Source organism: Endoryza foliicola, from assembly GCF_050589245.1.
GTDB classification, from domain to species: domain Bacteria; phylum Bacteroidota; class Bacteroidia; order Chitinophagales; family Chitinophagaceae; genus Endoryza; species Endoryza foliicola.
In genome coordinates this window covers 587867-600193 of sequence record NZ_JBOBEW010000001.1, presented here as the reverse complement: position 1 = coordinate 600193, position 12327 = coordinate 587867, and the positions used below count along the sequence as shown (strand labels likewise).

Annotated in this window: 10 protein-coding genes; 2 read left to right on the top strand and 8 right to left on the bottom strand. The window is 40.2% G+C overall.

The window, feature by feature from the left end:
* Positions 1-29: 29 nt before the first annotated feature.
* The 8 genes from ACQ2HE_RS02530 to ACQ2HE_RS02495 form a co-directional block, all read right to left on the bottom strand.
* On the bottom strand, positions 30-1451 hold the full coding sequence (locus ACQ2HE_RS02530; RefSeq protein ID WP_430894881.1) for a hypothetical protein: 1422 nt from the start codon (positions 1449-1451) through the stop codon (positions 30-32).
* A gap of 33 nt (positions 1452-1484) precedes the next feature.
* Positions 1485-3449 carry a tail fiber domain-containing protein gene (locus ACQ2HE_RS02525; protein WP_430894883.1) on the bottom strand — a complete coding sequence of 655 codons (1965 nt, stop codon included), beginning with the start codon at positions 3447-3449 and terminating at the stop codon, positions 1485-1487.
* A gap of 155 nt (positions 3450-3604) precedes the next feature.
* Entirely contained in the window at positions 3605-4204 is a 600-nt protein-coding gene (locus ACQ2HE_RS02520) for a hypothetical protein (RefSeq protein WP_430894885.1), read from the bottom strand.
* A gap of 2 nt (positions 4205-4206) precedes the next feature.
* The gene (locus ACQ2HE_RS02515; RefSeq protein WP_430894887.1) at positions 4207-4785 is read right to left on the bottom strand and encodes a hypothetical protein; all 579 of its coding nucleotides are present in this window, start codon (positions 4783-4785) and stop codon (positions 4207-4209) included.
* Positions 4786-4989: 204 nt separating this feature from the next.
* On the bottom strand, positions 4990-6192 hold the full coding sequence (locus ACQ2HE_RS02510; RefSeq protein ID WP_430894889.1) for a DegT/DnrJ/EryC1/StrS family aminotransferase: 1203 nt from the start codon (positions 6190-6192) through the stop codon (positions 4990-4992).
* 45 nt (positions 6193-6237) lie between these two features.
* Positions 6238-7716, bottom strand: a complete 1479-nt coding sequence (locus ACQ2HE_RS02505) for a glycoside hydrolase family 10-like protein (protein WP_430894890.1) — start codon at positions 7714-7716, stop codon at positions 6238-6240.
* Between the two features lie 22 nt (positions 7717-7738).
* Positions 7739-8191, bottom strand: a complete 453-nt coding sequence (locus ACQ2HE_RS02500) for a MarR family winged helix-turn-helix transcriptional regulator (protein ID WP_430894892.1) — start codon at positions 8189-8191, stop codon at positions 7739-7741.
* A 29-nt stretch (positions 8192-8220) separates the two neighbouring features.
* The gene (locus ACQ2HE_RS02495) at positions 8221-9255 is read right to left on the bottom strand and encodes a radical SAM/SPASM domain-containing protein (protein WP_430902418.1); all 1035 of its coding nucleotides are present in this window, start codon (positions 9253-9255) and stop codon (positions 8221-8223) included.
* Between the two features lie 229 nt (positions 9256-9484).
* On the opposite strand from ACQ2HE_RS02495, the gene ACQ2HE_RS02490 reads away from it, so the two are divergent.
* Positions 9485-11458 carry a M1 family metallopeptidase gene (locus ACQ2HE_RS02490; protein ID WP_430894897.1) on the top strand — a complete coding sequence of 658 codons (1974 nt, stop codon included), beginning with the start codon at positions 9485-9487 and terminating at the stop codon, positions 11456-11458.
* A gap of 82 nt (positions 11459-11540) precedes the next feature.
* On the top strand, positions 11541-12326 hold the full coding sequence (locus ACQ2HE_RS02485; RefSeq protein WP_430894899.1) for a glycoside hydrolase family 25 protein: 786 nt from the start codon (positions 11541-11543) through the stop codon (positions 12324-12326).
* Position 12327 lies beyond the last annotated feature (1 nt).

Here is a 12327-nt window from a genome sequence, read left to right as displayed (position 1 = left end):
TGAAATACAACTTTGGATTTAAGGACCGATCATCGAACCAATATTTGCTGAGTTAATTTGTGTTGAGCATTTCTAATGTCCAGAACATACGAGCCTGGTACTACAGAAGATGATAAACTGATCGAACAAATTCCTCCGGCTTGGGTGGTGATCTTTCCCTTTTGAATCAATTGTCCATTTACAGAAAGCAACTGGTAATCATACGTTCCTTCGTATTTTCCGGTAGCAGCAATGTAAACAAATTGATGAGCCGGATTATTTACCAAATAGAAATCGTCTGATTTGTTGCCACCCTGAATCAGTTCAATGGTTGAATACAATTCGTGACCGTCTGTATTCACACATTTGATTCGATACCAAGTGTTTCCGGTAAAAGCACGGGAATCTTGATAGTGAAAGTATCCTGACAACAGGGGTAATCCTTTTAACGTTCCAATTTTAGTAAAATTGCGCCCGTCTAAACTTCGTTCTATTTCAAAGCTGGCATCTGAGCTTACCCCACCCATTTTCCACTGAAGGAGGTTGTAAGAAGCTTGAGCTTTCGCGTTAAAATCAATAAAATAAAGAGGAGTGGCCCAGTTGATACTAGCAATGGCAAATTGTCCAAAACTTGAGGTACTGGTGCTTGAAATCGTCCCTTGTGTAGTAATGGTTCCGGAAGCGGTGCCGCCTCTGCTCGTCCATAAGCCGCCACTGTAATTTGCAACACGCATTTCCGACAATAGATAATCTGCAATGTTTACCTTGGGGTCGTCCCAGTTCAATGTTACAACAGCTGCGCCTCCGCTAACCTGATTCAAATCCCAATATTCATTCGGATTAACGATTACCAAAGGAGCTGCAACATTGGTTGCATTGGGTGTAGGTTTATTGTATCTCGCGTTGAATTCAGAACTAGAAGCTAATGAACTAATGGCGATGTTTCGATAGTAGGTATTATCGCCTACGGGAAAAGTAAATGCAGTAGTACCAATTTTCTTAACCCAACCTGAAACGTGGGCTGCATCCGATACACCTGAGTAAGACGAACCTGCCTCATATACCAAATAATTGGGAGTAACAGACGAGGCAATCAGCCCATCTGTAAATGTATGAGTCCCCGAAATACTCAAATTATTGTTCAAAGTAAACCCGGCTGCGTTATTTGTAACTAGGTTATAGGTTTTGAAGGTTTGCGTTCCATTAATTTGTTGTGCTGTAGTGCCAATTAAACGAAGGGTTCCCGTTCCGGCACTCATACCCACTTGAGCGTTGGATATATTTTGAGTGACATAAAAATCACCATTATTTGTAAAGGATGCACCACTGGCATTCGTAAAACCACCATTAACATACAGTGCTACAGCAGAGTTTGTAATATACATTGTACCGGTATTGGTCAAATCGACCTGAGCCTGCACATAATGTACACACAACAATACTAGAGCAGTTATGATGCGTATCGTTTTCATAGACTGGATTTGGGTTAAGGATATGGAGCTGGACTATTGACGAATCTGCTTTTTCACTTGCTCCAACTCTTTCTTTGTTTCATTCAATTCAGCCTTCAATTCTTTAATTGCATTGATCAATACAGGCACTAGTTCCGCATAATTCATCCCTAAGTTTTCCTTTGTTGAATCTCCAACAACAACCTCAGGAACAATTGCCTGCACTTCTTGAGCAATTAAGCCAACCTTATTTGTACCGCTGTTATCTTTCCAATCATAACGAACCGGGCGCATTTTTAGTACCTCGCTCAATCCGTATTGAAGTGGCTGGATGTTCTTTTTAAGCCTGAAATCAGATGTTTGGATGGTTCCATTGGCCGCATAAACCACACTCCAGCGTTTGGCAGAGGTTCCATTAGAGATACTATTATCAGTACCGGGCTGTATGGTAGTACTTGTTATTCGTACTCTTTCATCGGTTGTTGCTGTACCACCCGTAAAGAAAACCAGATCTTTACCGTTTGTTGCATTTCCAATTACGAGATCTTGACCGGTAGCATATAAATAGGCTGTATTTGTTCCACCAAGAATACCCGATGAGGAATACCCACTTCCGTTAATACCCATATCTATAAACTTATCAGTCTCACTTCCATTATTAGCCGTGGCAACAACATCAGAACTTGCTGCTGAACCACTACTAGTATTTTGGATATTCAATTGCAAATAGTTGTTGATACTACCCTTCCCGCTTATTACATTATAAGAGGTAGTGGTGCCTGCGTCAACTAGCAGTCTTTCAGGATAAGTACCATGAAAATTGGTAGAAGAAGAGCCGATTGCTACATTACCGTCGTCAGTTAAAAACATGGTTCTTCTGTTGGTAGTGCCTGAGCCGGTATAAATGGCTAAATCACCTTCACCCCAAATCTCTGGCGCACCTGAAGTGTTTACACCGTAAAAGAATCCATCCCACGCTCCTGAACCGCTGGAACTATTAGTAATTTGCATCCAGTTACTCGATGCTGAAGCTTTATGAATATGGAGGAGGTAGTTGGGTGAAGTTATTCCTATTCCCACATCTCCATCATCCTTGATTCTCATCTTTTCATCGGAACTTGCCGTTCCGTTGGTAAAGAATAGTAAATCTTTTGAAGAGGTTGCATTACCGATAGCAAAGTTATTTCCGGTTGCATATAAGTAAGCCAAGTTTGCTCCGCCTAATACACCTGTAGAAGTGTTCCCACCTCCATTAATTCCTAGATTTACAAACTTGTCACTTTCACTACCGTTGTTAGCCGTAGCTACAACGTCCGAACTAGCTGCTGTTCCAGAACTTGTGTTTTGAATATTCAACTGTAAATAACTGTTGATAGATCCCTTACCACTAATTACGTTAAAAGAAGTAGTGGTTCCTGCATCAACTAATAATTTCTCAGGATAGGTTGCATTGAAGCTACTTGTTCCAATGGCAACATTCCCCGTTTTACTGATACGAACTCGTTCTGTATTGTTGGTAATTATAGGAAGGTCGTAGTTGCTGGTTGTACCCAACTTCTTTTCCGATGTAACGTTATTACCACCTTGGATCCACGAAGTACCGGCTGTATTGCCAGGCAAGGTTTCTGAAACAACATACCAAACTGATCCGGTACTAAACAATCGAAGGGCCTCATGTTGTTCGTCTATCACCCATGTCGTTAATCCATCGATGGTTTGGGAAGAAGTAGTGGCAATGGTTAAATCAGAGCCATTTGAACTTTCGTTTTTAATCCAATAGAAACGACCTGCACAAGCAGTTGCATCGGGCAAGGTTAAGGTTGCCGCACTCGTTCCTGTGAATGCCAGTGTATTATCTGTTGTAGCAATAGAGGTGGAAGTAGTAAAAGATCGGTAGTTATAGGCGATCGTCCCTCTCACATCTAAATAAGAGTGTGGACTGGTTGTTCCAATTCCAATCTGAGCCATAGATTGTTGAACTGAAATTGCAAATAAAAGGATGGATGCAAGTTTTTTCATAGTAACGAAAGATTAATATTGGATATACATGAAACGAAATAATAATGCCATCATTTCAGATAGGTACATCTATTCAAACATAACTAGTGTATGCTTTAGCGTTAACTAAGTGCTTTACTTTACGAATCGCAACTTTACTAGTAGCTTCTACTACACTATTTTTTCTCCCAAATTATCCCTAGTACATAAAATCGGTTGGTTTGATAACGATTAAATGCATAAAAAGGAATGGTGACAGATTTGATATTAATTCCAAACATGATCCCGGGCTCGTTCAAATATTCGCCTGAATACAATCGAGTATTCTGCATCGTTAATCCGGCGTAAAACCATTTGTTGATATTGATGCCCGCTTCAGACCAATTGAAGAAAAATGATGAATATTCAAGCGATTTTGATTTTGTGGATTGTGTTTGATTGCTAATAAAGAACCGCTCGTTTTCAAAACTAGAATTCAATCCGAACGTGTAGCCTTTGAAACTGCCAAATGAAATTCCGGCAAGAGGAGTGAGTCCTATTTCAAAATCAGATCCAAAAACAAATTTCTTACCGGCTAGAAAAGTGAATGTATTGTCTTCATCGTAATTATACCTCGCTTCTCCATACCAACCTTTTTTCGATTGAAGATGAATAACAGGGACCACTGCGGCGCCTGAGCTCTGGCCTAAATAGTGGTATTGCTCTATACCCAATTGTGCAAACAAGGATGTAGAAGCAAGGGTTAGGATTACAAGTATCGAACAAAGTCGAATCATAATTATGCTGCTGACTCCACGGCCATCTTCTTCACATTGTCTATAACCAATATTTCAGCATTGGTAAGTTTATCAAGTATTAAGATATCCTTTAAGTAGGGATTCCATTGAAACACGAGCTTATCAAACGGACGCCATAATGTTACCCAGCTGAAAACATCCAAACTGTTTGTTACTGCGCTCATAAATCCATGAGGAGCTCCCTCGGGAAGTACGCTGGGCAAAATCCAATGACAGAGAATTCCAACCGCCAATGCAAACACCAATAGAATTACCGAGCGCTTTTTAAATCGTTTGAACTCGGCCTCTTTCAATGTTTTACGAATGGAAAAATGGCGTCGAATGGCGTGAATCAACGGCTCAATGTATTGTTTGTCGTTTTCACTATTGCAAGTAAACTTGTATTGAATAGTAGTGTATCGCTTCGCGGCAATGATGTAGTTCAAAATGTAGTTCTCGAATTCGTAGCTCAATTGCCTTCTGTAAAATGGAGCAGGATCGTGCTGATTGAAGTACTGGTCAATCGTCTCCTCGTTTACGGATAAATAGATGTTTATATGCTTAAACAGCGGGTTACTCATACATAGGGGATTGAATCCTCCGGCCAGTGCCGGTAGGTGACAAAACGATCCCAAGCAAAGTCTATGATATAAAGAGAACTCTTTGTTAAGCAACTAAAAGTAAACACTCATAAACCTAGAAATATCCACTTATTCGTTTTCGTTGGTAAAACAAAACACCCAAGCCGAATTGACTTGGGTGTTTTAAATATGTATTTGTATCAATTAAGATCCGAGCACTTCTCTGATTACCGCAACTAATTTTGATCCTTTTTCTTCAATAAGCTGCTCTGTCCAAGTTAAACTAATCGCTGTTGATATACAACGCCCCATTATGGCATCACTCGCTTTGAATTCCTTATTCGCTTGTGCTATTACTGCAGCCTTGTGCTCCGGACTCAAGGCGTTGAGGGTAATTCCTTGTTTCAGATGATCCCATTTGCGGATATAATGCCAGTTATTATCATACCAATAAAAGTTTCCGGCTAAAATACCTTGTTCTTTCAATTTTGCTACCACAGCTCTTGTCTGTTCTTCGGTGGGCAAAAACCAACTCAAAAAAGTATGACTGTCTCCTTGAGGATCGGGTATTCTTCTGAAACTTACTTCAGGTACTTGTGATAAGATATTCTTTAACTGTGTATGATGTTTTTTTTGTGTTGCCAAAAATTGAGGCAGTTTTCGTATTTGCGCTAAACCAACGGCAGCGTGTAATTCTGAAATTCGGAAATTGTATCCAACAAAAGGATGAAGGTCTGCTCCTCTGTCTACTCCTTTATGATCATGACCGTGGTCACTGTATCCATCACTCTTGATATAAACATCCTCTCTATTAGTCATTACAACACCACCTTCTCCGCAGGTCATAGTCTTCACAAAGTCGAAGGAAAAGGTTCCCGCATCTCCAATGGATCCCAATTGCTGGCCTTTATAGGTTCCGCCAATACTTTGACACGCGTCCTCCAACAAAACCAAATTGAATTCTTTACAGATTTCTTTTAAAGCATCAAGATCTGCCATGCTACCGCACATATGTACGGGCATAATGCATTTCGTTTTGGGTGTAATCGCTTTTCGTACTGCTTCAGGGTTAAGCGTTAAGGTATCGTCTACATCAACTAAAACAGGAGTAGCACCTACACTGATAACAGCTTCAAAACTTGCCACGAAAGTGAAAGAGGGAGTAATTACTTCGTCACCGTAGCCAACACCTAAAGCGCTGAGAGCAGTTGTAAGGGCAGCGGTGCCACTGCTTACCAATTGAGCATACTTGGTTCCAAAAGTCTTGCAGATCTCTTTTTCCAAGTCTACGGCTTTCCAAATACCTTTTCTCGGACCGTCGAACCCATATCGCATCAATATACCGTTATCCAATACATCTTGCAGTTCTTTGCGTTCTTCGGCGCCCCATGTTTCAAATCCTGGCATAAATTCGATTTATCTCATTATTAATAATGCAAAAATATAAAAAGTTTACTGGATCTCCTGCGGATCGCTTTCATTGTTACTTTGATCGATGGCCGTAACCCGATATTTTTCCGCACCTTGCTTAAAATAGGGGATCGAGAATTTTCCTTCTCCATTCAATGCGGGAATGATTTTTACTGCTGTAGCACGCTCGGTACCTCCGGCTTCTCCCTGCTGAATTTTGTAAAGTACAAACTTTCGAACAGGCTGAGATGATGTTGCAGAAAGCACTACCACATCAGCATAAGATGAGGTGGTGCTAATTTTAACTAAAGGCTTCTGAGGCTTATTTGAGTCGAACCATGTCATAGACGGAACAACCGCAGGTTCTGCAAAATAAGTGAGTCTCAAACTATCACTCCAACCGTTTGGATTGTTGTCAAATGATTTGCTACTGAAGAAAATCATTCCTTGAATATTCTCAGTGTTGCGAAGCGCTTGAATTTGCCTTGGCAGCATCGATTTGTCTTTCCAAGCAGCATTTGAATTCGCTCGATAGGGGGCCAATCCAATATAACAATGTTTACCATAACTGTGCTTGCTCCACCAATCGAGCAATACCTCATAGGCGGCACGAGGATGATTGAACTCCCAATACAATTGTGGAGCAACATAATCTATCCAATCTTTCTTAAGCCACAACAAAATATCGGCATACAAATCGTCGTAATTAGTTTGTCCGGCTTGTGTAGCACTTCCTTCCGGATCTTTGTCTTTATTTCTCCAAACACCAAAAGGAGAAATACCAAATCGAACATTTTTGTTGATCTTTTTTATGGCGGTATTCAACTTTACAATGATAGAGTCTACATTGGATCTTCTCCAGTCGTCTTTTGACAATCCATTTCCGTATTGAGAAAAGGATTTTTCATCGGGAAATTCTTTACCAGCGATGCGATAGGGATAGAAATAATCATCAAAATGAATCGCATCTACATCGTACCGGTTTACTACATCTTCAATTACTTTCACCACGAACTCTTGAGCATCTTTGTTTCCGGGGTCAAAATATTTTTTATCGCCGTAGTTTAAGAACCATTCCGGATGAATTTTAGTGATGTGATTATCTGCAATGGAAGATTTATTTAAATCAAAAACAGCTCTGTAAGGATTACACCACGCATGAAACTCCATTCCACGCTTATGTGCTTCTTCAATCATAAATTGCAGTGGATCATAATACGGAACGGGCGGCTTTCCTTGTTTGCCCGTTAGCCATTGACTCCACGGTTCATAAGGAGAGGGGTAGAAGGCATCTGTAGCGGGTCGAATTTGCATGATAATGGCGTTAATGCCATTCCGCTGATGCATATCGAGTATCTTGATAAACTCTTCTTTTTGACTATCGCTATTGTAATTACCGCGAGTGGGCCAGTCAATATGATCAACCGTGGCGATCCAAACAGCACGAAATTCCTTTTTTACTTGTGCAAAGCAAACCAGAATAGGCAGTAACGCAATTATGAGTGTAAGCAGTTTCTTCATTTGAATCATTGGATTTCTTCTATTATGTTGTTTCCCGAATTTTATCGAGCAGTTGATTAAGTTGATCTATTTCAGCTTCATTCAAACCTTTCAAAGCCGATTCTATTTCATCATTATATTGATCGAGATGCGACAAAAGCTCCAACCCTTTTTGAGTGATGGTTACATCTACCAGTCGTTTATCATGTGCGCAAACTACTTTTTGTACCAGCTCTTTTTTGATGAGTCGGTCCACAATTCTGCTGGTGTCGCTCATTTTATCCAGCATTCTTTGACGAATCTGTAAGGTACTTAACGGAGCATTTGCACCTCTAAGTATTCGGAGAATATTAAACTGTTGAGGGGTGATGTCGGCGCGTTCAAAAAAACCTTTATTCCGCTCCATCACCCAGTTGCTAGTGAATACAATATTTATCAATGCTTTGTGATAACCATTTCGAAACTTGTTTGAATTAATGTCTTTTTCAATACTCATATGAAAGGGTTTAAGTTTTGATTATAGGCTTACGCATCTTCCCACACTTTGGTTCCTTCGCTACAGTTGGCACATATATCAATGTTTTTTCTTCCGTGTAATACGTTATTTCTAAATTCTTTATACTCTTTCTGTTGCCACAATTCTTTAAAGCTCTGCTTTTTCAAGTCTCCCATTTTATGATCTGCGTCTTTGTCGAAGCAACAAGGGACCACTAAACCATCCCAAGTAATTACAGGAGCATGCCACAGTCGCCAACATTGATTTTCCAGATTACTCTTGACAATCATCTTGCCATCTTTTCCAATTTTGTACCGGCTGTATTTTTTATTATTTGGAATCAAGTTATTGGGATCTGTTTCATAGTCGTAAACTTGTGCAGTCTTGAATCGAACTTGGTCTACACCTACTTCAACACCGAGCCTCTTTACGTCTTCAATTTGGTGTTCGTTTGGCTTCACTACCAAAAATTGGAAAATAATGAAGGGAGTGTTGCTCTTCAACTCCTTCTTCCATTTTACGATTCTCTTAGCTCCTTCAATTACCTTTTCGAGCTGACCTCCCACCCTGTATTGTTGATATACGTCTTGAGTAGTTCCGTCTATTGAAATGATCAATCGATCCAGCCCGCTTTCCACCGTTTGGCGGGCATTGGCCTCCGTTAAATAATGGCCGTTTGTACTGGTAGCTGTATACAAGTTTTTATCAGCTGCATAGCGCACCATTTGCAAGAAGGCCGGATTCAGATACGGTTCCCCTTGAAAATAGAAGATCATGTAGAAGATGTCTTTCGACAACTGGTCAACAGTTGTGCGGAAAAAATCTTCTTGAAGCATTCCGGTAGGTCTCGTAAAAGACCGCAAACCACTTGGGCATTCCGGGCATCTCAAATTGCAGGAAGTTGTTGGTTCAATGGCCACTGAAACCGGTAGGCCCCATTGGATGGGTTTTTTTGACCATTTACTGATGTAGAAACTCGACCATACTTTCGCGATATTCCAAATTCTTCGAAGGCTCATTTTTCGAAGGATAGTAAGAGTATCGTTTACATTCAGCTGCGGCATCAACTGCAAAATTAGGATATAGCATTGAAAACTATTGATTTAGAACGATGTTTTCCAAATCTATGGCATAGAATCTTGGTTTTGAGGGATCTGCCATTCGTTGATTCGAATCAAGCCCTTAAAATTGGCTCAAATACAATGTATTGCAGGGTTTAATCGTTTATATCCATGGTAAAAACCAACTGTATTTACTATTTTTTCGTTCATTAGAATGTACCAACAGTCATCCATGAAACAACTATATCTACTGCTATTTCTTTTCGTTTCTTCCGCAGCTCTAGCTCAGGAGAAAATAGACACAGAAGCATTCATTAAAGAACAAGAGCAAATTCGAACCGCAGAGCAAGCGAGAGCCAGACGATTATCACCTGATAATACCAATGGAATCAACGGCACCTTTTCTGTAGCTACAGACAATTTTGATATTCACCATAGTACCATGGAATGGTATGTAAACCCCGCTATTCGATATATTTCGGGAAAAATAACATTCGATTATACTATCGTCAGCGCAACCAATACCATCACATTCGATTTAATAAAATCCCTGATTGTTGACAGTGTGCTCTACCATGGATCAAAAATCAGTTTTGTTCAAACCGATGCAAATGGAGTAGATATTAGTTTTCCTACTACACTTGCAAAAGGTCTAAAAGATTCTGTTAGTATTTTCTATCAAGGAGTTCCCGACAATACCGGAATGGGCTCTTACTACAATGGAGTTCACAATGGAACGATTCCTGTTAGTTGGACCCTTTCAGAACCTTATGGCTCTCGAGACTGGTGGCCTTGTAAAAACAACTTGCTGGATAAAACAGATTCTATTGATATCTATTTGAGTTGCCCCCAAGAGTTTCAAGGTTCCTCTAACGGCATGATCATCTCAAATACCGTAAATGGAAGTACGCGCACAACGCACTTCAAGCATCGCCACCCCATTGCTACTTACTTAGTAGCGATTGCTATATCAGATTATGAGATCACAAACGACTCCGTTATTGTAAACAATAAAAGTTATCTCATTCAAAATTTTACCTATAAAGGAATTGCTGCCAATTTCTTGTCGTTTGCTTCTTACTATAGAAACGGTTACAGAATTTTCACCAATTTATTTGGTCCGTATCCATTTGCTGATGAAAAATATGGCCATACCCAGTGGGGTTGGAACGGAGGAATGGAACATCAAACCAATAGCTTTATAAACCTTCCAACACCCAACCTTGCGGCCCACGAATTGGCGCATCATTGGTTTGGTGACTATATTACATGTGGCAGTTGGCAAGACACCTGGCTCAACGAAGGTTTTGCAACCTATGCTACGCTACTTTTTCTCGAATATGGCTACCCAAACTCCTACGGATCAACGCTAAACTCAACATTCAGAAGCGCCACTACTGATTCTTCGGGTGCAGTGTTTTGTTCCGATACGTCTAACGTAGCAAGAATTTTCAGTGGAAGAATTACCTACAATAAAGGTGCTTACGTATTACACATGCTGCGCTATGTTATGGGTGATTCTGCGTTTTATAAAGGCATCAGATATTATTTAGCAGATCCTGCCGTTAAAAATGGATTTGCAAAAACACCGGATCTGAAAAGAAACCTAGAGTTGGCATACGGAAAAGACCTTGGCTGGTTTTTCAATCAATGGGTATACGGAGAAGGGTATGCGAACTACAAAGGCGAATGGTATCAAAAACCAAACAATTGGATTAAACTCAAACTTTCGCAAAGTACCACACATCAATCTGTGCAATTCTATAAGATGCCTGTAACGGTTACCTTGAAAAATAGTACTCAAGCAAAATCATATGTGCTAGATCATGTTTCCAGTGGTCAAGAGTTCTGGTTGAACCCGGAGTTTGCAGTAGATACAATTATTATTGATCCGCAACAGAAGATCCTAGCTAAAATCAAACAAACAATAAAGATTTCGGCTCCGGACTTACCTGCTAATGGGCTTAAAATTTTTCCGAATCCAACTAGCGGTCCTTTACAAGTAGCTATTACAAACCCCGACGACGCCAAACTCTCAGTAAAAGTATTCAGTTCAACCGGTCAACTTGTTTATACCACAAGTTGGGAAACACCCGGTTATGATCAGGTGTTTACCATTCCTATGCAACAGTTTGCTCATGGTACCTATTTTGTTGAGGTGAAAAACTCAAAGTCATTAAAAGTCACAAAAAAAATAGTTCACTAGCCTACACTCAATACAAGGCCTTTAGTGATTCGATTTCAATCGGATGGTTCCTTAGTGCTACACCTGTAGTATATTTGCACCCATGGCCAAAAGAAAGAAGAAAAAGACGGCTAGATCGGGACCTTGGAAAGTATTTCTATATACGTTGATTATTGGCAACGTATTTCTCCTTGGCTATTTCGGTTATGTATGGATGAAGGAACGGTATGCTGCCGGCATCCGTTACAAGGCATTCGGAATACCGATCCCGGGTTCTTATTCTATTCACGGAATAGATGTTTCAAAATATCAAGATTTCATTGATTGGGAAAGTGTACAAGAAATGGAAGTAGAGCAAATTAAAATTGGCTTTGCTTTCATGAAAGCAACCGAAGGTGTTGGCAATAAAGACGCCCTCTTTAAAAGAAACTGGAAAAAAGCAAAAGAAGCCGGAATAACAAGAGGAGCCTATCACTTCTTCATATCTTCAAAAAGTGGCCGAATGCAGGCCGAAAATTTCATTAAAACGGTAAAACTAGAATCCGGCGATCTACCTCCTGTTTTGGATATAGAACAAACGAATGGTACACCCCCGGCTAAAATCAGAGAAAGAGCTCTCGAATTTTTAAAGATTGTAGAGAACTATTATGGAGTAACGCCTGTTATTTACACCAATGTTGATTTTTACAAACAGTATTTGAAAGAAGACTTCGACCGCTATCCTTTATGGGTTGCGCACTATTTAAGAAAAGAAGGGCCTAGAATTCAACGCGATTGGCACTTCTGGCAACACAGTGAAACAGGGTCTGTGAACGGTATTGGTTCGAAAGTGGATTTCAATGTTTTCAGTGGAGACTCAGCAGCTTTTCGTAAATTACTAGTACCGTAAA